General features: G+C 71.7%; 18 protein-coding genes. 13 read left to right on the top strand and 5 right to left on the bottom strand.

All coding sequences use genetic code 11. From position 1 onward, the window contains the following. Positions 1 to 81: 81 nt before the first annotated feature. Entirely contained in the window at positions 82 to 1,470 is a 1,389-nt protein-coding gene (locus tag OG456_RS13395) for an APC family permease (RefSeq protein WP_266560597.1), read from the bottom strand. A gap of 89 nt (positions 1,471 to 1,559) precedes the next feature. Between OG456_RS13395 and OG456_RS13390 the strand changes: the two genes are divergently transcribed. Next, positions 1,560 to 2,567: a 4-hydroxy-3-methylbut-2-enyl diphosphate reductase gene (locus OG456_RS13390; RefSeq protein ID WP_266560595.1), complete on the top strand. Its 1,008-nt coding sequence runs from the start codon at positions 1,560 to 1,562 to the stop codon at positions 2,565 to 2,567. Between the two features lie 30 nt (positions 2,568 to 2,597). Continuing rightward, positions 2,598 to 3,347: a polyphosphate--glucose phosphotransferase gene (gene ppgK, locus OG456_RS13385; RefSeq protein ID WP_266560593.1), complete on the top strand. Its 750-nt coding sequence runs from the start codon at positions 2,598 to 2,600 to the stop codon at positions 3,345 to 3,347. Between the two features lie 48 nt (positions 3,348 to 3,395). On the opposite strand, the gene OG456_RS13380 is transcribed toward ppgK, so the two are convergent. Next, entirely contained in the window at positions 3,396 to 3,938 is a 543-nt protein-coding gene (locus OG456_RS13380; RefSeq protein WP_266569199.1) for a DUF6542 domain-containing protein, read from the bottom strand. 272 nt (positions 3,939 to 4,210) lie between these two features. Here OG456_RS13380 and ychF point away from each other — a divergent pair, with 272 nt between their 5' ends. The 5 genes from ychF to OG456_RS13355 all read left to right on the top strand — a co-directional run bounded on the left by ychF (position 4,211) and on the right by OG456_RS13355 (position 9,809). Further along, the gene (gene ychF, locus OG456_RS13375) at positions 4,211 to 5,299 is read left to right on the top strand and encodes a redox-regulated ATPase YchF (protein WP_116510423.1); all 1,089 of its coding nucleotides are present in this window, start codon (positions 4,211 to 4,213) and stop codon (positions 5,297 to 5,299) included. Positions 5,300 to 5,449: 150 nt separating this feature from the next. Then, the gene (locus OG456_RS13370; protein WP_266560590.1) at positions 5,450 to 6,442 is read left to right on the top strand and encodes an Lrp/AsnC family transcriptional regulator; all 993 of its coding nucleotides are present in this window, start codon (positions 5,450 to 5,452) and stop codon (positions 6,440 to 6,442) included. Positions 6,443 to 6,612: 170 nt separating this feature from the next. Next, on the top strand, positions 6,613 to 8,094 hold the full coding sequence (locus OG456_RS13365) for an amidase (protein ID WP_266560588.1): 1,482 nt from the start codon (positions 6,613 to 6,615) through the stop codon (positions 8,092 to 8,094). Between the two features lie 60 nt (positions 8,095 to 8,154). Beyond that, on the top strand, positions 8,155 to 8,385 hold the full coding sequence (locus tag OG456_RS13360; RefSeq protein WP_266560586.1) for a hypothetical protein: 231 nt from the start codon (positions 8,155 to 8,157) through the stop codon (positions 8,383 to 8,385). Then, positions 8,382 to 9,809: a sodium:solute symporter family protein gene (locus OG456_RS13355; RefSeq protein WP_266560584.1), complete on the top strand. Its 1,428-nt coding sequence runs from the start codon at positions 8,382 to 8,384 to the stop codon at positions 9,807 to 9,809. Before OG456_RS13360 ends, OG456_RS13355 begins: the two co-directional genes overlap by 4 nt. Before the next feature lie 81 nt (positions 9,810 to 9,890). Here OG456_RS13355 and OG456_RS13350 read toward each other — a convergent pair whose 3' ends face one another. Continuing rightward, positions 9,891 to 12,566 carry a glycosyl hydrolase family 65 protein gene (locus OG456_RS13350; RefSeq protein WP_266560582.1) on the bottom strand — a complete coding sequence of 892 codons (2,676 nt, stop codon included), beginning with the start codon at positions 12,564 to 12,566 and terminating at the stop codon, positions 9,891 to 9,893. A gap of 274 nt (positions 12,567 to 12,840) precedes the next feature. On the opposite strand from OG456_RS13350, the gene OG456_RS13345 reads away from it, so the two are divergent. The 6 genes from OG456_RS13345 (at position 12,841) to OG456_RS13320 (ending at position 19,982) form a co-directional block, all read left to right on the top strand. Beyond that, positions 12,841 to 13,593 carry a GntR family transcriptional regulator gene (locus OG456_RS13345; protein WP_266560580.1) on the top strand — a complete coding sequence of 251 codons (753 nt, stop codon included), beginning with the start codon at positions 12,841 to 12,843 and terminating at the stop codon, positions 13,591 to 13,593. 154 nt (positions 13,594 to 13,747) lie between these two features. Further along, positions 13,748 to 15,433 (top strand): cytosine permease, encoded by a 1,686-nt coding sequence (locus OG456_RS13340; RefSeq protein ID WP_266560578.1) that lies wholly within the window; start codon positions 13,748 to 13,750, stop codon positions 15,431 to 15,433. A 203-nt stretch (positions 15,434 to 15,636) separates the two neighbouring features. Next, positions 15,637 to 15,828: an SPOR domain-containing protein gene (locus OG456_RS13335; RefSeq protein ID WP_116510396.1), complete on the top strand. Its 192-nt coding sequence runs from the start codon at positions 15,637 to 15,639 to the stop codon at positions 15,826 to 15,828. A gap of 31 nt (positions 15,829 to 15,859) precedes the next feature. Then, positions 15,860 to 16,255 carry a (deoxy)nucleoside triphosphate pyrophosphohydrolase gene (locus OG456_RS13330; protein ID WP_266560575.1) on the top strand — a complete coding sequence of 132 codons (396 nt, stop codon included), beginning with the start codon at positions 15,860 to 15,862 and terminating at the stop codon, positions 16,253 to 16,255. Between the two features lie 255 nt (positions 16,256 to 16,510). Beyond that, the gene (locus OG456_RS13325; RefSeq protein WP_266560573.1) at positions 16,511 to 16,930 is read left to right on the top strand and encodes an ATP-binding protein; all 420 of its coding nucleotides are present in this window, start codon (positions 16,511 to 16,513) and stop codon (positions 16,928 to 16,930) included. 313 nt (positions 16,931 to 17,243) lie between these two features. Beyond that, positions 17,244 to 19,982: a SpoIIE family protein phosphatase gene (locus OG456_RS13320; RefSeq protein ID WP_266560571.1), complete on the top strand. Its 2,739-nt coding sequence runs from the start codon at positions 17,244 to 17,246 to the stop codon at positions 19,980 to 19,982. Between the two features lie 26 nt (positions 19,983 to 20,008). Here the strand turns inward: OG456_RS13320 and OG456_RS13315 are convergent, their stop codons facing one another. Further along, a complete protein-coding gene (locus OG456_RS13315) occupies positions 20,009 to 20,722 on the bottom strand; it encodes a PspA/IM30 family protein (protein WP_266560569.1) in 714 nt (237 codons plus the stop codon). Between the two features lie 55 nt (positions 20,723 to 20,777). Then, positions 20,778 to 22,883: a YgcG family protein gene (locus OG456_RS13310; protein ID WP_266560568.1), complete on the bottom strand. Its 2,106-nt coding sequence runs from the start codon at positions 22,881 to 22,883 to the stop codon at positions 20,778 to 20,780. Between the last annotated feature and the right edge of the window lie 37 nt (positions 22,884 to 22,920).

The following is a 22,920-nucleotide window of genomic DNA, read 5'->3' as shown; positions in this document are numbered from 1 at the left end:
CCGACAACGCTCCGTGACGCGAGGGGCGCACGCGGACGGGGCGGGGCGGGTGCCATCGCGCGCCCCTGGCCGGACGCCCCGTCAGACGGCCCGCGCGCCCCGCCGCCCCCTCTGTGCCACCAGCACCACGAGCCCCGCCGCCAGCCAGATCGCACCCACCACCTGGGCCGTGCCCGACGCCTCCACGATCACCGCGACCGTGATGGCAGCGCCGAGCACCGGCACGAGCAGATGCCGCCACCAGCTGAATGTCCCCCCGCCGCGCCGCACCACGAACCAGCCCACCACGCTCGCGTGCAGCAGCACGAACGCCGTGAGAGCGCCGATGTCCACCACGGAGACCAGATGGTCCAGGCCGTCGTCCCTGCGGGCCGCCCAGACCGCCGCGACCAGCGTCACCGCCGCCGCGCACAGCAGCGCGACCCGCGGCACCCCGGAGTCCGTCCGCGCCAGCGCCTTCGGCAGCCGCCGGTCGCGGGCCATCGCGAACAGCAGCCGCCCGGCCGCCGCCTGCCCGGCCAGTGCCGCGAACGCCGCGCCGATCGCCTTGCTGACCGCCACCAGGTCGTGCAGCCACCCGCCGACCGACACGTCGATCGCGTCGTAGAAGGCGGACCCCTGCTTGGCCGGGTCCACGGCCAGCTCCGCCGCCTGCACCGGTTCGATGAGTGCCACGAGGTACGTCTGCGCGATGAACAGCACACCCGCGAGCGCCAGACAGAACAGCACCGCCCGCGCCACCTTCGCCGAGCCGCCCGTGACCTCCTCCGCGAACGACACGATCGCGTCGAAGCCCAGATACGAGAGCACGGCTACGGACACCGCGCCGACGACCGCCGACAGCGCGAACGCGCCCTGCGACCCGTCCCCGGTCAGCGGGGACAGCCAGCCCCGCTCCGCCCCGTCGCGTACGAGCACGACGATCGCCGACCCGAGGAACACGAGCAGCACGACGATCTCCATCGCCAGGACCGCGAAGCCGACCCGGGCCGCCGCCCGTACGCCCCACAGGTTCAGGAGCGTCGTGATGATCACGGCCAGAGCCGTCCACACCCAGCGCGACACCGACGGCACCAGGGCGTTCATCGCGATGCCGGAGAAGAGATAGGCGACCGCCGGGATGAGGAGGTAGTCGAGCATCGCCATCCACCCGGCGATGAACCCCGGCGCCTCACCGAGCCCCACGCGCGCGTAGGTGAAGACAGAGCCGGCCTGCGGGGCGACCCGCACCATCTGCGCGTAGCTGAACGCAGTGAACGCCATCGCGACCGTCGCGACGACGTACACCAGTGCGACGGCGCCGTGCGATCTGGCGTCGAGCGTGCCGAAGATGCCGACCGGGGCCATCGGGGCGATGAACAGGAGCCCGTAGACGACGAGGTCCCGGAAGCCGAGGCTGCGCCGCAGCGTCTCTTCCCCGGCGGGCGGCGGCCCGTCTTCCCCGGCTGGTGGAGCGGTGTGGGCGGACATCGGGCCTCCGTTTGCCGCGCACGGTGTCGCGCACGGGCCTTCAGTCTCGCCAAGCGGTGGATCTTTGACCTGTTGGACACGGCCTTACGATGGTGGACATGACTGCTACGACTGGCCCCCGCCGCGTCCTGCTCGCCGCCCCCAGGGGCTACTGCGCCGGTGTGGACCGTGCCGTGATCGCCGTCGAGAAGGCCCTCGAGCAGTACGGGGCCCCGATCTATGTCCGCCACGAGATCGTTCACAACAAGTACGTCGTGCAGACCCTGGAGAAGAAGGGCGCGATCTTCGTCGAGCGGACCCAGGAGGTCCCCGAGGGCTCCATCGTGATGTTCTCGGCGCACGGCGTCGCGCCCGTCGTCCACGACGAGGCCGCGGCAGGCAAGCTCGCCACCATCGACGCGACCTGCCCGCTCGTGACCAAGGTCCACAAGGAAGCCGTCCGCTTCGCCAAGGAGGACTACGACATCCTCCTGATCGGCCACGAGGGCCACGAAGAGGTCATCGGCACCTCCGGCGAGGCCCCCGACCACATCACGCTGGTCGACGGCCCCGAGGACGTGGCGAACGTGGAGGTGCGGGACGAGTCGAAGGTCGTCTGGCTCTCCCAGACCACGCTCTCCGTGGACGAGACCATGGAGACGGTCGACGCCCTCAAGAGCAAGTTCCCGAACCTGCTGTCGCCGCCCAGCGACGACATCTGCTACGCCACGCAGAACCGCCAGATCGCGGTGAAGAAGCTGGCCGAGGACGCCGAGCTCGTCATCGTCGTCGGCTCCAAGAACTCCTCCAACTCGATCCGCATGGTCGAGGTCGCCCTGGACGCCGGTGCGCCCGCCGCCCACCTGGTGGACTTCGCCGCCGAGATCGACGAGGCCTGGCTCGAGGGCGTCACCACCGTCGGCCTCACCTCCGGCGCCTCGGTCCCCGACGTACTCGTGGACGGCGTACTGGAATGGCTGGCCGAGCGCGGTTACGGCGACGTGGAGACCGTGAAGACCGCCGACGAGTCGATCACTTTCTCCCTGCCGAAGGAACTCCGCCGTGACCTGCGCGCGGAGGCCGCGGCGCTCGCGGGGGACGACCCTTCCGGGAAGTGACGTTGAGCCACTCGTCGTAACGTGGTGCCCATGCAGATCTTCGGCGTGGACATCGGCGGATCAGGGATCAAGGGCGCACCCGTTGACCTGGACCGCGGCGACCTGGCACAGGAGCGGTTCAAGGTCCTGACCCCACACCCGGCCACGCCCGACGGCGTGGCCGACGGGGTGAAGCAGGTCGTGGAGCACTTCGGCACGCGGCCCGACCGGGTCGGCATCACCTTCCCCGGCGTCGTCACGGGCGGCGCCACGATCCGTACGGCCGCCAACGTCGACAAGTCATGGATCGACGTCGACGCCCGCGCCCTCCTCGGCGAGCGGCTGGACGGGCTCCCCGTGACGGTCCTCAACGACGCGGACGCGGCCGGCGTCGCCGAGATGCACTTCGGCGCGGGCCGCGGCCGCAAGGGCGTGGTACTGCTCCTCACCTTCGGCACCGGCATCGGCAGCGCCCTGTTCATCGACGGACAGCTCGTCCCGAACACCGAGCTCGGCCATCTGGAGCTGCACGGCCACGACGCCGAGAAGCACGCCTCGACGAAGGCGAAGGAAGACCACGACCTGACCTGGGAACACTGGGCACACCGGGTCCAGAAGTACCTGGCGCACGTCGAGATGCTGTTCTCCCCCGAACTGTTCATCATCGGCGGCGGCGTCAGCCGCAAGGCCGACAGGTTCCTGCCCCTGATCAAGGGCGTCAAGGCGGACATCGTCCCGGCGCAGCTGCAGAACAACGCGGGGATCGTGGGGGCGGCGATGGCGGCGGCGCAGCAGAAGTAGCGGGGGGTGGCGGGCGCCGGGGCGGACCGTGCGGCGCCGGAGAACGCGCTAGGCCGTACGCCGCCGGGGGCGCGGGGCCGACGTCACCTGTTGTCCTGCCGTGCCCGGGGAGCCGGCGCGGGCCTGCGCGAGGGCTCGTCGGCGTGCCGCGCGCCGGGTCATGTGGCGGATGCCGCGCACGGTCACGACGACTCCGGCGACGAGCGTGCCGCCGTAGAGCCAGCCGGCGTGCATCGCGAGGGTCGTCACCAGCCCCATCGCCTGCCCGCCGAACCCGCCCGAGCCGCCGGCCACCGGCAGGACCCCGACGGCGAAGCCGATCGGCACGGCGACGGGCGCGCTCACCAGGTCGGCGCGACGGACCCACATCGCCGTGAGCGCGCTGACCAGCAGGAACAGCACGCCGTACACGGTGACCGAGCCGGCGAACAGCAGCGCGTCCAGGCAGGCGAGCGTGAACATCGTGGCCGTGCAGAACAGCCCGCTGCCCAGGCCGGTGAGGCGCGGATCGGGGAAGCGGCGCAGCGCGAGGACGACCGGCGGCACGGGGCGCGGCGCCGTGCCGCCGCCCTTGCCCGACGCCCGGTACACGGTGCCGGAACCGGAGGGTCCGCTGCGTCCGTCGCTGCCGCCCTGCGCCTGCGGGGGGAGCGGGGGCGTGCGGCGGGTCCGGTTCTGCGGGGCGTGCGGCGGAGTGCGACTGGGTTGTTCCACCGCACCAACTTAGGTCGGGTTATGTGTGGAATCCGCTCCGGGACACGCGGTTTCGCCGACCTTGGCCAAGCGTTCGATACGGCGCCGGGGGGTGGCGCGGCACGCCGTAGACTGGGGGTCCTCCATCCTCACGTACGGGAAGTCGCAACGTGTCGCTCACGATCGGAATCGTCGGCCTGCCGAATGTCGGCAAGTCGACCCTTTTTAACGCCCTGACCAAGAACGACGTGCTGGCGGCCAACTACCCGTTCGCCACGATCGAGCCGAACGTGGGCGTGGTCGGTGTCCCCGACCCCCGCCTCGCCAAGCTCGCCGAGGTCTTCAGCTCCCAGAAGATCCTCCCGGCGACGGTCGACTTCGTCGACATCGCGGGCATCGTGCGCGGCGCCTCCGAGGGTGAGGGCCTGGGCAACAAGTTCCTCGCGAACATCCGCGAGTCGGACGCGATCTGCCAGGTCATCCGCGCCTTCAAGGACGAGAACGTCGTACACGTCGACGGCAAGGTCTCGCCCAAGGACGACATCGAGACGATCAACACCGAGCTGATCCTCGCGGACCTCCAGTCCGTGGAGAAGCAGGTCCCGCGCCTCCAGAAGGAGTCCCGCCTCCAGAAGGAGAAGGTCGCGGTGCTCGCCGCGGTCGAGGAGGCGCAGAAGATCCTCGAGTCCGGCACGACGCTCTTCGCCGCGGGCATCACCGCCGGCACGGAGAAGGGCCGCCTGCTCCACGAGCTGCACCTCCTCACCACCAAGCCCTTCCTCTACGTGTTCAACGTGGACGAGGACGAGCTGGTCGACGAGGACTTCAAGAACGAGCAGCGCGCCCTGGTCGCCCCCGCCGAGGCGATCTTCCTGAACGCCAAGATCGAGTCGGAGCTGATCGAGCTCGACGACGACGAGGCGCTCGAACTCCTCCAGTCGATGGGCCAGGAAGAGCCCGGCCTGGCCACGCTCGGCCGCGTCGGCTTCGACACCCTCGGCCTCCAGACGTACCTGACGGCCGGCCCGAAGGAAACGCGCGCCTGGACCATCAAGAAGGGCGCCACGGCCCCCGAGGCGGCCGGCGTCATCCACACCGACTTCCAGAAGGGCTTCATCAAGGCGGAGGTCATCTCCTTCGACGACCTGATGGAGACGGGCTCGGTCGCGGAGGCCCGCGCCAAGGGCAAGGCCCGCATGGAGGGCAAGGACTACGTGATGCAGGACGGGGACGTGGTGGAGTTCCGCTTCAACGTCTGATCCGCCTCACCCGCAGGTCATCCAGGGTCCGCCTCTTCTGAGAGGCGGACCCTGGTTCGTTGTCCGGGGGCGTGTGAGGGCCGGGCCCCGGTTCCGGTTCGCCGCGCAGTCCCGGTCCGCCCGCCACCCCTGCTCGTTATGGTCAGTCCTGTGACGCACCCAGTACCGGCCACCCCGACCGCCCCCGCCCCGCTGGATCCCCTCGACCGGCGCATCGTCGCCGCCCTGCAGATCGACGGGCGGGCGTCGTGGCGGCGGATCGCGGCCGCGATCGGGGAGCCCGAGCGGAAGGTGGCGCGGCGGGGGCTGCGGTTGCTGGAGAGCGGGGACGTGGCCGTGCGGGGGCTCGTCGTGCGGGGCGAGACCGTGATCCTGCGGATGACCTGCCGGCCGGGGTCGGTGCGGGACGCGGCCGTGGCCGCCGCCCGGCGCGCGGACTGCATCTTCTCGTACGCGCTCGCGGGTCCGGTCGACTGTGTGGCCGAACTCCAGTTTCCGCAAGGGCAGTTGGGGCCGTTGATGCTCGACGAGGTGCCCGCGCTGCCCGGCCTCTTCTCGCAGAGCGTGTCGCCGGTGCTGCGGTACTTCAGGACCGTGCACGAGTGGTCGCCGGGGATCCTTGACGCCGGGGAGATCGAGGCGCTCGGCGGGCCGTCCGGGACCGTCGACGAGATCGGGCTGCCGGAGGTCGAGGTCGGGCCCGAGGAGCGGGCGATCCTGGGGGCGCTCGCCGAGGACGGGCGGCGCACCCACGAGGACCTGGCCGCCGTCGCCGGTGTCTCCGTGGCGACCGCCCGCCGCCGCGTCGAGACGCTGACCCGAGACGGGCACGTGAGCATCCGGGCCGCCGTCGAGCCCGCGCTGCTCGGCCTCCCGGTCGAGGCGCTCCTGTGGATCAGGACCCGGCCCGACGAGGTGGAGAAGGTGGGCCGGCTGCTCGTCGAGTCGCCGCTCGTGCGGTACGCCGCCGTGGTCATGGGCGAGCACCAGCTCCTGGTCGACGTGACGCAGCCGTCGAAGGCCGCGCTGTACGAGTTCCTGACCGCCTCGCCCTGGGTGCGGCACGTGGAGGCCGTGCAGTCGCATCTGGTGGTCGAGGCGTTCAAGCGCAGCGGGGTGGAGTTCCCGACGTCCCACCGCTGACTTGCGTGATGCGACCGAAATCTTCACGATGGTGGGTCTAGCGTCTTAAAAGTTCATACGGCTTTAGGTGTTGACTGAAAACGTCAGCGCCTTCAGTGTGGTGCAGCACACGCGTCGCCGATCCCGCCCCCGGCCGGCCGCACCTCTCTGCCCGCTGCCCTAGGACTGCCATGCCCGTTTCCGCCGGTCCCGCCGACTCCGGTTCCGCCGCCACCGGCCCCGCCGATTCCGCTCCCGTACAGGACGAACTCTGCGCCCTCGACGCCGTCGACCTCGCGGCGCGCGTCCATCGTGGTGAGCTGTCGGCCCGCGAGGTCGTCCAGGCCCACCTCGACCGCATCGAACGCCTCAACCCCGCCGTCAACGCGATCGTCACCCTGGACCCCGAGGGCGCCCTCGCCGCGGCCGCCGCCGCCGACGAGCGCCAGGCGCGCGGTGAGGAGCTCGGACCGCTGCACGGCCTGCCCATCGCGTTCAAGGACACCCACCTCACCCGCGGCATGCGCACCACGCACGGCTCGCCCCTCTTCGCCGAGCACGTCCCCGACGAGGACGAGCTGCTCGTGCGGCGCATCCAGGACGCGGGCGCCATCCGCATCGGCAAGACCAACGTCCCCGAGTTCGCGGCCGGTTCGCACACGTTCAACCCCGTCTTCGGCGCGACCAGGAACCCGTACGACACGAAGCGCTCGGCGGGCGGCAGCAGTGGTGGGGCCGCGGCCGCGCTCGCCGCCGGGTTCCAGCCGCTCGCCGACGGCAGCGACATGGGCGGCTCCCTGCGCAACCCGGCGTCCTTCTGCAACGTCGTCGGCCTGCGTCCCACCCCCGGCCGCGTCCCCTCGCACCCGGCCGGCAACCTGTGGGAGACCCTCGCCGTCGCCGGGCCCATGGGGCGCACCGTCGCCGACACCGCGCTGCTGCTGTCCGTCATGGCCGGGCCCGACCCGCGCGTCCCGATCTCCCTGGAGGGGCCGGGCGCCGCCTTCCGCGCACCGCTCGGGCGGGACGCGGCCGGGCTGCGGGTGGCGTTCGCGCCCGACCTCGGCGGGCGGGTCGCCGTCGACCGCGACGTGCGCGACGTGTTCGAGCGGCAGGCCGAGGTCTTCGAGGAGCTCGGCTGCGTCGTCGCCGAGGACTGCCCCGACCTGGACGGTGCCGAGGACGTCTTCCGTACCCTGCGCGCCCAGGAATTCAACCAGGGCCTCGGCGCGCTCCTCGACAGCGGCCGCGCCTCCCTGAAGGACAGCCTCGTCTGGAACATCGAGGAGGGGCGGCGCCTCACCGGAGCCGACCTCGCCCGCGCGACCGCCGAGCACGCCCGCATCCACCTCGCGGCCGTCGGCTTCTTCGAGCGCTACGACGTACTGGTCGCGCCCGTCAGCCAGGTCACCCCCTTCGACGTGGAGGCGGAGTACCCGACCGTCATCGACGGGCAGCCGCAGCACACCTATCTCGACTGGATGCGCTCGGCGTACTTCCTCTCGGTCCTGGGCGCACCCGCCCTCTCCGTACCGGCCGGCTTCACCGGAGCCGGGCTCCCCGTCGGGCTCCAGATCGTCGGCCCGCCCCGCGCCGAGCGGACCGTGCTCGAGGTCGGCGCCGCCTACGAGGCCGCCACCGGGCACGGACGCCGTCGCCCCTCCCTCCCGTAGCCCTCCCTCCCGTAGCCCTCCCTCCCGCAGCCGTACCTTCCGCAGCCGTATGGAGCCCTGATGAGAAAACCGCACGTGATCTGGGCCTTCGTGCCCGTACTGGCTTTCCTCAGCACCCCGTTCCTGCCCTTCGTCAACGGCCCGCACCTCTGGTTCGGCGTCCCCTCCGTCCTGGCCTGGTGCCTGCTGTGGACGGCCGGTACGACGGCGTCGCTCGCCCTTGTCGAGCACTTCTCGCGCACCGACAACGAACGCGCCGACCGCGAAGAGGCCGAGGAGGCCGCCGCATGAACACCACCATGGCCATCACTCTCATCGGCATGGTCTCCATCGCCGTCGTCGGCGTGAGCGGGCGCAGACCGCGCAGCGGCGAACTCGGCGAATGGACGGTGGGGAAACGGAAGTTCTCCACCTTCACCACCTGGTTCCTCCAGGCGGGCGAGGCCTTCACGACCTTCAGCTTCCTCGGTCTCGCCGGCATCACCTTCGGCGGAGGCGTCGCCGCCGCGTTCGCCCTGTGCTACCTCGCGATCAACTTCGTCCTGCAGTACTTCACCGCGCCCCGCATGCGTGAACTCGGCCGCAAGGGCGGTTACTTGACGCAGGCGGACTTCTTCGCCGACCGCTACCGCAGCCCCCTGCTCGGCAAGGTCGTCGCCGTCGTCGGCGCGGTCTTCCTGCTGCCGTACCTCCAGCTCCAGATCACCGGGCTCGGGATGATCGTCCAGCTCGCCACCGGGAGCCGCACGGGCGGCAACCTCAGCATGGTCCTCGCGACCGCCCTCACCGTCGCCTTCGTCCTGTGGTCCGGGATCCGCGGCATCGCCCGCGTCGCCTACCTCAAGGACGCCCTGATGATCGTCGGGCTCGTGGTGCTGCTCATCGGTGTCGCGGTCTCCGTGCGGGGCGGCATCGGCGGCCTCTTCGAGACCGTACGGGACAGCCACCCACAGCTCCTGACGTTCCATCAGAACGGTTATGACGCCACGTTCTTCGTCACCGCCGTCATCATCTCCGGCATCGGCGGCGGACTCGGCACCATGGCCCACCTGTGGCCGCCGGTCCTCGCCGCCGTCAGCGGGCGCGCCCTGCGCAAGAACGCCGTCTGGCTGCCGCTGTACCAGATAGCACTCGGCATCCCGGTCATCGTCGGCTTCGCGGGAATCCTCATGGTGAAGCCGGGCTCGCCCGCGAACTCCGTCGCCCTCACCCTCGCGGGCCAGACCCTTCCCGGCTGGCTCGTCGGCGTCGTCGCGGTCGCCGCGGCCTCGGCCGCCATGGTCCCCTCGGCGGCCATCGTCGTGGGCATCTCCAGCCTGCTGTCCCGCAACTTGCTCAGCCCGCGCAACGAACGTACGCAGCTGCGCACCAACCACCTCTGCGTGGTCGCGGCCGCCGCGTTCGCCCTCGTGCTGGGCCTGACCAGGCCCGGACTCCTGTCCGACCTGTTGCTGCTCACCTACGGAGGCCTCACCCAGCTCGCCCCGGCGATCGTCATGGGCCTGGCCAAGAAAGTGCGTCTGGATGCCGTGCCCGCACTGCTCGGCATCCTGACCGGCGTCGGCGTTCTGATCTGGCTCACCTTCGGGAGTGTGGACGTCGGCACGGTCGACACCGGGCTCATCGCGCTCGTCCCGAACCTGGTGGTGACGGCGGTCGCCCAGCTCGTCGTGCGGTCCCGCTCCCTGGCCGCCGTGCCGGCCGAGGCCAACTGACCGGCCGCCGGGCGCCGTCGCGCGGTGTGGGGCCGCGCGCGGCGCCCGGCGGTCCAGGGCCTGCCGGTCGGGCGGCAGGCCCTACCTCACCCTCAACTCCTTGATGGGCTCGGGACTTTCGCCGTTCTCGGTGATGCGGACGTACCGGGCCGCTCGCCCCGGCGTGAAGGCCCGCCAGGACGCCCCGTCGGCCGACGTCGTCACCGCGTACGCGAGCGTGCCCGTGACGTCCACCCCGGAGACCTTCCCCGTCCGGCCGAGGTCGACCGTGAGGGAGGCGTGCGCGGTCGCCGGCTGCCAGGCGGTGACCGGATTGCCGTCCACCGCCGCCTCCGCGTACAGGCCCGGCTCCTCGGACGTCGCCGTTGCGGGGCGGCAGCGGGCCAGGTCGGAGGTGGGTTCGAGGTCGGGGCGCCGGGTGCGCAGGACGAGCCCGCCGCGGTCGACCGTCGCGCGCCTGGTGGGCGTGACGACGGGGAACGGCTCGCCCGCGGTCAGCCTGACCGTCGTACGCTCCGGCCCGATCGCGATGTCGTACGTGCGTCCGCGCCAGGTCAGCCCGCGCAGCGTCACGCCCCTGCCGAGCTGCGGCGGCAGCGACGGGTCCAGGCGCAGGGCGTCCTCCTCGAGGCGCAGGCCGGTCAGGCCGTGCGTGAACACCTGGAGGAAGCCGCCCTTCCCGGTCAGGAAGTCCTGAGCGGGCGTGCCCGCGAGCGGGTCGCTGGATCCCGCCTTCGTGCCGCGCGCCTCCGAGAACAGCCCGAACGGCTCCCGGAAGAACGGCTTCGAGGCGCGCCGCAGGAACGTGTACGTGGCGCAGCCCGGCTCCCCGGCCGACGCGGCGGCCACCGCGTTCACGGAGTCCGTCATCGCGGGCCCCTCCGGGTCGGTGTGCGCGACGTAGTAGTCCAGGGTCGCCGCCGCCGCGCCCTTCGGCATCGGCTTCCAGTCCAGCGGGTACAGCAGCAGGACCGCGTCGGCCTGCTTGATCGTCGAGCCGTTGTAGCCCTCGTACTGGAGGAAGATCTTGCGCTCGGCGTCGTACGGGATGCGGAGACCGTCGGCGATCGTCGTCCACGCGGCCGGGGGCGCGGCGCCCACGAGCCGGGCGGCGCGGGCGGCGGAGCGCAGGGCCGTGGCCGCGACGGCGTTCGTGTAGACCCCGTCGTCGACGCCGTTGCTGTACTCGTCGGGTCCCGCGACGTCCTTGATGGAGTACGAGCCGTCGGCGTTCTTCGTGACGCGTGAAGTCCAGTACTCCGCAAGGCCCTTGAGCAGCGGCCAGCCGCGCGAGCGCAGCCAGGCGCGGTCGCCCGTGGCCAGGTAGTACTGCCAGGCGGCGAGCGCGATGTCGCCCTGGAGATGGTTCTGGGTGACGCAGTGCGGCGGGTACCAGCTCTGGCACTCCGTCCACAGGGCGCCGCGGCTCGCGCTGGTCCACGGGTACATCAGGCCCTTGACCGACGTCTTGAGCGCGTTGTCGGCGGCCGCCTCGCGCGTGCGGTAACGGTATTCGAGGACGGGACGCGCCAGTTCGGGCCGGTCGGCGAGCAGCGCGGGGAACATCCACGTCTCGGCGTCCCAGAAGATCATGCCCGCGTAGGCGTCGCCGGTGAGCCCGGCGGGCGCGACGCTGTCGCGACCGCCGGCGCGCACCGCGGTGAGGAGCCCGTACCGCGCGGCCCGCACCTGCTGCTGGAGCTCGGGCCGGTCCGGCACCTCGATGTCCGACGTCCACAACTTCCGCCAGGCGGCCGCGTGTCGGCGGAACACCTCGTCCCATCCGGCGGCGGCCGCCTGCTGCGAGGCGCCGACGGCCGAGTCGTGCGGGGTGCGGGAGGTGAGGGACGTGTCCACGCCGACGTATTTGGTGACGGTGTAGGTGCGGCCCGTGTCGACGGAGAAGGCGGCGGACTGACGGTTCGTCAACGTATCGGTGCGGCCCGCCGTGCGGGTGCGGCCGGGGGCGCGCAGGGTGGAGGCGACGACGCCGTCCTCGCGAGTGCCGTCCGTGCGGAAGCCCACCGCCATCGTGCGCTTGCCCGCGGGGCCGCCGCCGGTGGGCGCGATCCGGCGGGCGCCGCGGCCGTCGATCCGGTCGGTGACGGTCGCCTCGCCGCTCCAGTGCGGCGTGACGCGCAGCCGCACGGCTCCGGTGTGCGGGTGGGAGCGGTCGGTCAGCACGTCGTACGTCAGGTCGGTGCGCCGGCCGTCCTTGTGCGTCCAGGTCAGCGACGTACGGACGAATCCGCAGCGCAGGCTGAGGGTCTGCCGGTAGTGCGAGATCCGGCTGCCGGGGCCGTACGTCTCGTCGCCCACCGTCAGGTCGAGCGCGGTCCAGTTGGGCAGCGCGGCGATGGCCTCGCGGTGCGCGGTGTTCTCGGGGCCGCGCGCGTAGAGCCCGGCGGTGAACGCCCCGTCGTAACGCGGCGTGTAGAGCGGCCAGCCGGTCTTGTCGCCGGGCTCGGCGTAGCCCGCGCCGGACGGCGGGACGCGCACGCCGAGATATCCGTTGCCGGTGTACGCGTGATAGGTGTTCGCGGGGTCGATACGGGTGGTGGCCGGGGCCCAGGCCTGGTCGCCGGTGCAGGCTGCGGAGGCCTGGGAGGGGGAGCCCGCGGGGGCGAGTGCGGGGGCGGGTTCGGCGGGCGCCGGGCCGGGGCCGGGCGCCGCCAGGGCCGCACCCGGTGAGGCGCCGAGCACCGCGAGCGCGAGGAGGACGGTGAGGCGGGCGGGGGATCGGCGGGGTCGGGTCACGCATCCGACGATGCGGGCGGTTGCGGACGGGAGTCCGGCAACCCGCGCCGGAGGTCCCACGGATGGCGGGGATGTCCCCGCCGCCACCCGTCTCAACGGCCAAGCATAAGGATTCCCTTACCTGGAGAAAGTCCCTGCGTAAAGGCCTGCACTCGCGCATGTCATCACTTCGAGTGATTCTTTGGCCTTTGCTTGCGGCGCACAACCCAGGGTTGCGACGCTGTTGCTGTCTGTCAATCTGACGGGTCGCCATGGGTCTTAGGGAGTGCAGCCAGTGACATTCGGTGAGCAGCCGGCGTATCTGCGCGTCGCGGGTGATCTTCGCAACAAGATCGTCAATGGATCGCTGCCACCGCACACCCGGCTCCCGTCACAGGCCAGGATCCGCGAGGAGTACGGCGTCTCGGACACCGTCGCCCTCGAAGCCCGCAAGGTGCTGATGGCCGAGGGTCTCGTCGAGGGGCGCTCGGGATCGGGCACCTATGTGCGCGAGACGCCGGTCCCGCGCCGCGTCGCCCGCTCCGGGTACCGGCCTACCAGCGGCTCCACCCCTTTCAAGCAGGAGCAGGCCGACGATACGGCGCGCGGCACGTGGGACTCCCGCAGCGAGCAGGTCGAGGCGAGCAGCGCCATCGCCGAGCGCCTCGGTGTCCGCGCCGGTGACCGGGTGATGTGCACGAAGTACGTCTACCGGGACGCGGGGGAGGCCATGATGCTCTCCACCTCCTGGGAACCCCTCACGGTCACGGGACGCACCCCCGTGATGCTCCCCGAGGAGGGCCCTCTCGGCGGCTGCGGCGTCGTCGAGCGCATGGCCGCCATCGACGTGATCGTGGACAACGTGACGGAGGAGGTCGGCGCCCGCCCCGGCCTCGCCGAGGAGCTCATGGCGCTCGGCGGAGTGCCCGGCCATGTCGTCCTCGTCATCCAGCGCACGTACTTCGCGTCGGGCAGACCGGTCGAGACGGCGGACGTCGTCGTCCCCGCCGACCGGTACCGGATCGCATACCACCTGCCCGTGAAGTGACCGATACGCGAACACCCTGTCCGGGGCGCGTGACGGCGACTTAACCCGCGGCCGCCTCCCGTAACGCCGCGGCAATCACCGGCCGCCCCGCATTGTCATGCACGGCTCCTAACTTCCGTCCGTACCCGCAATCGGCCGGACGACAGGAACCCTCATGACGGACACGGTCACCCGTGACACAGAGGCAGCCCCGCCACGGCGCAGCTACGCCAGGCTCGCCGCGGACGAGAGCCGCGAGGACTTCTCGCTGCGCTACGCGCCCCACTCCTACCGGCGCTGGTCCCCGACCATGGTCGCGTCCACCGCGCTCGGCGGCATCGCCTACCTCGCCGACTTCGCGATCGGCGCCTCCATCGTCTTCACGTACGGCTTCACGAGCGGGCTCGCCTCGATCCTGTGCGCGGCGACGATCATCTTCCTGACCGGCATCCCCATCGCCCGCGCCTGCGCCAAGTACGGCCTGGACATGGACCTCATCACCCGGGGCGCGGGCTTCGGCTACTTCGGCTCGACGCTCACGTCCCTCATCTACGCCTCGTTCACCTTCATCTTCTTCGCGCTCGAAGGCTCGATCATGGCGCAGGCCATGCACGAGGTCGTCGGACTGCCGCTGCCCGTCGGCTACTTGCTGACCACGCTCATCGTCATCCCGATCGTCTTCCGCGGCATGGGCGCCCTCGCCAAGGTGCAGGCGTGGACGCAGCCGGTCTGGCTCATCGGGCTCGTGCTGCCCTTCGTGATCCTCGCCTTCCACTCGCCGGGTTCCCTCGGTGACTTCACCCACTTCGGCGGCACGGAGGGTGCGGGCAGCGGGTTCTCCTGGCTCGGCTTCGGCCTCGGCACCGGCGTCGCGCTCTCCCTCATCGCGCAGATCGGCGAGCAGGCCGACTATCTGCGGTTCATGCCGGCGAAGACCGAGCAGAACCGGAAGCGATGGAATCTGGCCGTTCTCGCGGCCGGACCCGGCTGGGTGATCATCGGCGCCGCGAAACAACTCGGCGGCGCGCTTCTCGCCTTCGTCGCCCTCGAAGCGGTCGGCAAGACCCACGCGCTGGAACCCATCGCGCCGCAGGTCGAGGCCCTCAAGCCGTGGCTCGGCTCGGTCGCCCTGCCCGCCGCCGCGCTCTTCGTGGTCGTCTCCCAGATCAAGATCAACGTGACCAACGCCTACAGCGGCTCGCTGTCCTGGTCGAACTTCTTCTCCCGCATCACCCACCGGCACCCGGGCCGCGTCTGGTACATCTTCCTCAACCTCGCCATCGCGCTGACGCTGATGGAGATGAACATGTTCGCGGCCCTGAACAAGCTGCTCGGCTTCTACTCGAACGTGGGCATCGCCTGGATCGCGGCCGTCGCCGCCGACCTCGTCATCAACAAGCGGGCCGGCTGGAGCCCCAAGTACATCGAGTTCAAGCGGGCCTATCTGTACGCCGTGAACCCGGCCGGCTTCGGCGCCATGGTCATCGCGTCCACCGTCTCGATCGTCGCGTTCTTCGGGGCGTTCGGTGCCTACGCGGAGGCCTTCTCGACGTTCATCGCGGCCGGACTCGCCCTGACGCTCTGCCCGTTGATCGCCTGGGCCACCAAGGGCAAGTACTACCTGGCCAGGCCCAACCCCGTGAACGGCCCCGACGTCGAGATCGCCGACATCACCGCGACCCACACGTGCAGCGTCTGCGAGACGGCGTACGAACTCCCCGACATCGCGGATTGCCCCGTCCAGTCGGGCCCGATCTGCTCGCTGTGCTGCTCGCTCGACGCGGAGTGCGGCGACGTATGCCGCAAGGAGCCGCAAGCGGGGCCGGTGCTCATGCCGATGCCGACGGTGCGTACGGGCTGACGCCCGGAGCGGGGAAGCCACGGAACGCCCAGGGGGCGCACTCTTCGGAGTGCGCCCCCTGTGGATTGGCTGGTTGTGTATCTCTTTGTGCCAATGCGTATCCGCTGCGTGAAGGTCAGGCGTACGCTCGGGCATATGCGGAGTGGGGTTTCCTCAGAAAGCGGGGCGCTGTGCGAGCCGGGGTCGGGGAGTGGAGGGGCGCGATGAACGAGGGCACGACCACGCTTGTGTGGCTCGTCATACGCCAGGACGACAACGGCAACCGCTATCGCGTCGGCAGGTACGCGACCAGGGCGGAAGCCCAGAAGATCGCCGACAGTCTCGACGACCGCGGCCACAAGCAGCTCTACTGGGTCGAGCGCCTCGGCCAGGCGCAGAACGGCACCGCGCGCTGACGTTCCCGCCCGCGGCCGTAGGCTCCGGCACATGACTGAACCGACCGTCGTCGTCGCGGCGGCCCTCCAGGAGAGCGGCCGTCTGCTCGCCGCGCGACGCAGTGCGCCCCCCGAGCTCGCGGGCCGCTGGGAACTCCCCGGCGGCAAGGTCGAACCCGGCGAGGACCCGAAGCGGGCTCTCGTACGGGAGCTGCGCGAGGAGCTCGGGATCGACGCGGAGCTCGTGGCGCCCGTCCCGGGGGAGTGGCCCCTGAAGCCCGGATACGTGCTGCGGGTGTGGACCGCGCGCCTGCTGTCCGGCCGCCCCCGCCCTCTGGAGGACCACGACGAGCTGCGCTGGCTCGGGCCCGACGAGATCTGGTCCGTGGACTGGCTCGACCAGGACGTACCGGCGGTGAAGGCGGTACTCGCGGCGCAATGGCCGTGATCCGTCCGCCGGTGGTCCTGTCCGCGGTGCCGGTCGTCGTGCCGCGGGCCGCCACCGTCGTGCCGTCGGCCGCCATCGTCGTGCTGCCGGTTGTGTCACCCGTCGTACCGTCCGAAGTGCTCCGTTCGTGCCGCCCGTCGCGGAGTGTTCGTGTGAGACGGTAGCCCTCACGGTCACCCGGGTATATGCCGATTAACCCTACGAAATCGGACGCGATCCGAAGGGGGTGGACGGGGTTCTACTGCTGCCTGGGAAGTGATCGGCGTGTTCGACACCGACGGCGACGGGGAGTGCGCCGAGTGGGTCTTCCCCGAGGAACCGGGCGCAGTCCGTTCCGCTCGTGCCGCGGTCCGCGGCCAGCTCGGCGTCTGGGGCCTCGATTCGCTCGGCGATGTCACCGAACTGCTCGTCAGTGAGCTGGTGACCAACGCGCTCCGGCACGCTTCCGGCCCCATCGGTGTACGTCTCCTGCGGTCGGCGGAGCCGGCCCACACTCTGCGGGTGGAGGTCTCCGATCCCCTTCCGGATCCGCCGTTGGAGCGCGTCGCGGGGCCGGAAGAGGAAAGCGGGCGGGGACTCCAGCTGGTCGCGGGGGCGGCGCGGCGGTGGGGGACGCGGCCCGGTGACGCGGGCAAGACGGTCTGGTTCGAACTGTCGCTGCCCGGCCGGCACTGACCGCGTCCGTCACCCGCGTCCGTCACCCGTGGCCGGAACCTGCGGCCGGAACCGGTGGCGTCGCGCCGATTAAGAGGAACCCTCCCTGGTTAGGAGACAGGGAGCATGCTGATCGGCGAAGGGGCCGGCCAGGAAAAGGAACGGGACAGCCGCGGATCTGGTTGTCGTCCTGTTACGTGGGGACGGGCCAAAAAGCGTCGGGACCGTGGTGTGATCGTGAACACCGTGTTGCGCGGCTCCGTAGTGCTGGATACTGCGGGCAGCCGCCCCGGTGACCGGTGCCGGACGCGGTGAGCTGGAGGGGACGGTTCGCGTGAGCGAGATACCAGCGAAGGCCACGTCGTCCGAGGACACCTCGGGCGGGACGGCCGCGCGCGATGCGGCAGGCCCGCTCCGGGCCGAGACGTGGCAGAGCAGTCCGCCCGGCTCGATGTACGACTACATCAAGGTCGCCTCCTTCTCCATCGGCCCGGACGGGCTGATCGACCAGTGGAGCCGGCGCGCGGCGCAGCTCTTCGGCGTCCGTGCGCAGGACGCCGTGGGCAAGGACCCCATCGAGGCCTTCGTCTCCACCGAACTGCGCGAGCGCGGCCACCGCAAGATGGCGGAGATCCTCGACGGCCGCGAGTGGACCGGCGTCGTCCCCTTCCGGATGCCCAGGGGCCGGACGGCGGACGCGGGCGGATCGGAGTCCGGCGAGCGCGATCCGCACGTCCCCGATCTGCACGTCCCCGATCTGCACGTCCCCGGTCAGCACGTCCCCGGTCAGCACGGCCCCGCTCCGTATACGGAGGGGATAGCCGAGGTCTATGTGATGCCGACCGAGACGGAGTCCGGCGAGCACGCCGCCGTCTGCATCGTCGTGGACGTCCGCGCCCTGCGCCGCATCGAGACGGACCTCGCCGCGTCGCAGGCCATTTTCGGCCAATCTCCTTTCGGTTTCCTGCTGTTCGGCACCGACCTGAAGGTGCAGCGGGCCAACCGGCCCTTCGCCGCCGTCTTCGGCGGCCGGGCCGACGACCACCGCGGCCGCACCGTCCACGACTATCTGCCCCGCGGCGAGGCCGACCGTGTACAGGCCGCGCTGCGCCGCGTCCTGGAGAGCGGCGAGTCCGTCACCGACATGCAGCTCGTCGGGCCCGCGCCCGACTCCTCCGAGCGCCGGCACTGGTCGATCAACCTCTACCGCGTGCACAGCGGCAGCGGCCGGCCCATCGGCGTCGCCGGGCTCGCCACCGACGTCACCCGGCGGCACGCCGCCGCCCGCGAGGCCGCCCACGCCCGCCGCAACCTCGCCCTCCTCAACGAAGCGGGTGCCCGCATAGGCAACTCGCTCGACCTGGAGACCACCGCCCGCGAGCTCCTCGACGTCGTCGTCCCCGGCTTCTGCGACCTCGCCTCCGTCGACCTCTACCAGGGGCTCCTCGCGGGCGACGAGTCGGCGCTCAACAGCCGCAGCCTCGCCGACGGGAGTGCCGAACTGCGCAGGGTCGCCGCCGCGAGCGCCGTCGCCGACGTGCCGTACCTCGAAGCGTCCGGTGGCGACGGGGTCGTCGAGGTCGGTGCCGTCCACCGCTACTCCTTCAACTCGCCCTGCGCGGACGCCCTGCGCACCGCCCGCCCCCAGTTCGTCCCCGCCGCGGCCGGCGGCCTCATCCAGTCCACGCTGGCCGTGCCGATGGTCGCCCACGACACCGTCGTCGGCCTCGCGCGCTTCGCTCGCACGAAGGGCAGCGAGCCCTTCAACGACCGCGACCGTGCCCTCGCCGTCGAACTCGCCGCCCGCGCCGCCGTCTGCATAGACAACGCCCGCCTCTACCGGCGCGAGCACGAGCGCGCCCTGATACTCCAGCGGTCGCTGCTCCCGCCGGACGACCCCGAGGCGTCCGGCCTCGACATCGCCTGTCGTTACCTGCCGGGCAACGCGGCCACCGAGGTCGGCGGCGACTGGTTCGACGTCATCGAGCTGCCGGGGCACAGAACCGCGCTCGTCGTCGGCGACGTCATGGGCCGCGGCCTGCGCGCCGCCGTCGCCATGGGTGAACTGCGCACCGCCGTACGGACCCTGGCCCTGCTCGACCTCGAACCCGCGGAGGTCCTCTCCGCGCTCGACGAGATCGCCCGCGGCCTCGGCGCGCCCGGCAGCCCGTCGTCCCCGTCCGCCGGCCCCGGCGCCGGCGTCCAGCAGGCCACCCGCGCCGCCCGCAGAACCGGCGACGCCGACCTATCCGAGGTCTACCTCGCCACGTGCGTGTACGCGGTCTACGACGCCGTGACCCGGCGCTGCACCTTCGCCAACGCGGGCCATCTGCCGCCCGTCCTGGTCGAGCCCGGCGAAGGGGCGCTCATGCTCGACGTACCCCCGGGCATGCCGCTCGGCGTCGGCGGGGAGCCCTTCGAGGAGGTTGAGGTCGAACTGCCCGAGGGCTCACTCCTCGCCCTCTACACCGACGGGCTCGTCGAGTCCCGCGACCATCCCCTCGACGAGGGCCTCTCCGCGTTCCGCAGCGCCCTGGACGATCCCTCGCCCGCGCTCGAAGACGTCTGCGACCACGTGCTGAACACGCTCGACACCCACCACGGCGAGGACGACATCGCGCTGCTGATGGCCCGCGTACAGGGCCTGCCGGCCGACGCCGTGGGCGACTGGACGCTGCCGCGCGAGCCGCGCTCGGTGGGCCGCGCCCGCGAGTTCACCCGTGCCCAGCTGACCCAATGGGACCTGGAGCCGCTCGTCGACACGACGGAACTGCTGGTCAGTGAGCTGGTCACCAATGCCCTGCGGTACGGCGAGGGCGAGATCAGGCTGCGCCTCCTGCTCGACCGCACCCTCGTGTGCGAGGTGTGGGACGCGGGTCTCGTCCAGCCGCGCCGCCGCCGCGCGCGCGACACGGACGAGGGTGGCCGCGGACTTCAGCTCGTCGGCCTGCTCAGCGCCTCCTGGGGCTCGCGCAGGACGCCGCGCGGCAAGACCGTCTGGTTCGAACTCCCGCTGCCGGACGGCGACTCGGCGGCCGTGGACCCGACGGAGGCGCTGCTCAGCCTGTACTGACCGGACGCGTCGCCTCTCCGGCGGCTCTACGCGGACGTCTTGAGCGCCGCCAGGCGTGCCTCGATCTCGGCCGTGTCGCCGAGACCCTCCAGCTGCTCGAACTGCGCGTCGAGCGACGAGTCGGCGAGCTCCTGCTTGCCCAGCGCCTTGGCCTCCTCGCGGCGCACCTTCTCCTCGAAGCGGCTCAGCTCGCTCGTCGGATCGAGGACGTTGATGTTCTCGGCGGCCTCCATCATCTGGTTCTGGGCCTGCGCCGTCTTCGCGCGGGCCACCAACTGGTCCCGCTTCGACTGGAGTTCGACCAGCTTCGTCTTCATCTGATCGAGGCCGGACTTCAGCTTTCCGACGACCTCGCTCTGCGCGGCGAGCGTCGGCTCGGCGTCCTTCGCCCCCTTCTCCGAGCTCAGCTGCCGCCCGAGCGCCACCTTGGCGAGGTTGTCGAACTTGTCGGCCTCCGCGGCACTGCCCGCCGCCCGCAGTTCGTCGCCCTTCTTGCTCGCGGCGAGCGCCTTGCCGCCCCACTCGGCGGCCGCCTCGACGTCCTCCTTGTGGTCCTGCTCCATCATCCGCAGATTGCCGATGGTCGCCGCGACGGCCTGCTCGGCCTCGGCGATGTTGTTCGCGTAGTCGCGGATCAGCTGGTCGAGCATCTTCTGCGGGTCCTCGGCGCCGTCCAGAAGGGCGTTGATGTTCGCCTTCGCCAGCTGAGTGACGCGGCCGAGAACGGTCTGCTTGGTCATGAGGGTGCTCCTTGTACGAGGGAGATACGTGGGGAACTGGGTGAGTGCCGCCGGGTCAGAACCGTCCGCCACCGCCCCTGCGGCCACGGGTCCCGCCCCCGCCGAAACTCCCCGGACCGCCGCCGCCGAACCCGCCCCCGAAGCCGCCGCCCCCGCCGGACCGCCCGCCGAACCCCCCGCCGGACCGCCCGCCGCCCAGGAGATCGCCGAGGATGATCCCGCCGAGCACCGCGCCGCCCATGCCCCCTCCGCCGCGGCCGCCCCCGCCGCCGTACGGATTCCCGAAGGACCGCACGTCCTGCTCGGCGAGCTGCTGTGCCTGCCGGGCCAGCGCGTCGGCCCGCTGGGCGCCGGCCAGGGCGGCGGCGGGATCCGCCTGCGCCGCCGTCCGTCCGTACTCCAGGTGCCGCTGTGCCTCGGCCAGACGCGTACGGGCCTCGCTGCCCACCGCCCCGCGGTGCGTGGTGATGAAGTCCGACGCGGCGCCGACGCTGCTGCGGGCCGTGAGTTCCGCCTGGTCGAGCAGGGAGCGCGCGCGGGCGGTGCCCGACTCGCGTTCGCGGGCCTCGTCCAGGGACGCGTCGAGCGCCGAGTCGGCCTCCTCCACGCGGCGCAGTGCGTCGATCGGGTCGTAGGGGCCGGCGGCCATCGCCCTGCGCACGCCCGCGGCGACGGTCTCCACGCGCGCGATGCGCCCGCGCAGATCGGCCGTGGACGCGCCCTCGGTCATGCCTTCGAGGAGTCCGTGCGCGTCCGCGAGGTCGGTGTCGGACTCGGTGAGCGCGGCGGGCAGCTTCCCGGCGGCCTCGGCCAGTTCCTGGCGGAGCCGGTCGACCGCGTCCACGAAGGTGCCCGCCTGGTCGACGGCCGACTCGGCGGCCCGCAGGAACACCGCGGCCCTCCCGTTGTCGCCCGCGTCGACGCAGCTCCGTGCCTGTCCGAGGTTCGTCGTGGCGAACACCAGCCGGTCCTTGGCCTGCTCGATGTGGCCCGCCACGGGAAGCAGTGCGGACGGCGCGTAGCGGGAGCCGAGCGCCGTCAGCGTTTCTTCGGTCGTCGTCGTGCGGGCGGCCAGGTCGCGGGAGGTGAGCTCCACGTGCGCGAGGGCCTCGGGCGCGGTGCGCTCCAGGGCCCGCAGCCGGTCGAAGCCCGCGGCCTCGGTGTCCAGCCTGCGTCCCGCCTCGGTGCAGCGGCTGATGATCTCGTCCAGCATCTGCCGCCTCGTCGCGTCGTCCTCGGGGTGCGCGTCGTCGAGCTGCTGGCGCAGCCGGAAGGCCGCCGTCAGCTCCGACTGGGCATACGCCAGCGCCTCGGTGAACGGCTTCACGGCCTCGTCGCCGAACTGGGCGGTGGCGAAACCGAGTTCCTCCGTACTCGTGCGGATCGAGTCGTCGCTCTCCACCAGCATCCGCCTGGCCTGCTTGTCCAGCTCGGGCAGCGGCGTGGCCTTCGGTCCCGTGCCCCCGCCCCAGCCGCCGCCGGGCGTGGTGCGGGTACGCGTGCGCCTCTTGCGGCGGGTGTACGTGAACGCCGCGAGGGATGCCGCGCCGACGACCACGACGAGGGGCAGGGCGAGGTCGGCCGCGCTGGGATGCGTGTCCGAGCCGCCGGGGTCGGCCGGGCCCGGGGTGATCGTGGGGGTGGGGACGGGGCGGCCCGCGAGCGTGGCGGAAATGCCGCCTGCCGCGCCGATCCCGGCGCCCGCCCAGTCGTTCCTGCGCAGCGCCGGTTCGATCGCGGTCTGCGCGACATCCTTGAGCTGCGCGTCGGTGAGCTGGGAGTCCTGGTCGACGGAGTAGGCGTACTGCCGGTCGTGCGTGGCGACGGCGAGGAGTACGTCGTTGAGGCCGAGGCCGTTCTTGGCGGCCGTGTCATCGGCCCAGTCCTGGGCGGAGCGGCCGGAGAAGTCGCGTACGTAGACCACGAAGAGCTGGGTGTTGTGCTCGCTGTCGAGCGAGTCGAGGGCCGAGGCGACGTCGTGCTCACGGTCGCGAAGGGCGTCCACCTTGTCGGTGATCTGGCCGGTTCTCGACAGAGTGACGGGGTCGTCGGCCCGGGCGGTCGTGGCGGGCAGAAGCGCCCAGCAGAGCGCGAGCACGGCGGCCACGGCCGACCGCGCGGCTATCCGTACCGGACGGGGGCGACTCGAAGGCGGCGTCACAGTTGGGAGCGTATGACCGGATCTGGGGCACCGCGAC

The sequence above is a fragment of the Streptomyces sp. NBC_01446 genome (genome assembly GCF_026340095.1).
GTDB lineage: Bacteria > Actinomycetota > Actinomycetes > Streptomycetales > Streptomycetaceae > Streptomyces > Streptomyces aureus.
Note: the sequence above shows the minus strand (reverse complement) of the source record. Positions and strands in the feature narration are given on the sequence as shown.

What these genes read in the sequence shown, in the direction of transcription:
- OG456_RS13335 (WP_116510396.1), top strand. Translation starts at nt 15,637, where the DNA reads ATGAACGAGGGCACGACCACGCTTGTGTGGCTCGTCATACGCCAGGAC.
- OG456_RS13330 (WP_266560575.1), top strand. Translation starts at nt 15,860, where the DNA reads ATGACTGAACCGACCGTCGTCGTCGCGGCGGCCCTCCAGGAGAGCGGC.
- OG456_RS13355 (WP_266560584.1), top strand. Translation starts at nt 8,382, where the DNA reads ATGAACACCACCATGGCCATCACTCTCATCGGCATGGTCTCCATCGCC.
- ppgK (WP_266560593.1), top strand. Translation starts at nt 2,598, where the DNA reads ATGCAGATCTTCGGCGTGGACATCGGCGGATCAGGGATCAAGGGCGCA.
- OG456_RS13360 (WP_266560586.1), top strand. Translation starts at nt 8,155, where the DNA reads ATGAGAAAACCGCACGTGATCTGGGCCTTCGTGCCCGTACTGGCTTTC.
- OG456_RS13390 (WP_266560595.1), top strand. Translation starts at nt 1,560, where the DNA reads ATGGTGGACATGACTGCTACGACTGGCCCCCGCCGCGTCCTGCTCGCC.
- OG456_RS13395 (WP_266560597.1), bottom strand. Translation starts at nt 1,470, where the DNA reads ATGTCCGCCCACACCGCTCCACCAGCCGGGGAAGACGGGCCGCCGCCC.
- OG456_RS13365 (WP_266560588.1), top strand. Translation starts at nt 6,613, where the DNA reads ATGCCCGTTTCCGCCGGTCCCGCCGACTCCGGTTCCGCCGCCACCGGC.
- OG456_RS13340 (WP_266560578.1), top strand. Translation starts at nt 13,748, where the DNA reads ATGACGGACACGGTCACCCGTGACACAGAGGCAGCCCCGCCACGGCGC.
- OG456_RS13315 (WP_266560569.1), bottom strand. Translation starts at nt 20,722, where the DNA reads ATGACCAAGCAGACCGTTCTCGGCCGCGTCACTCAGCTGGCGAAGGCG.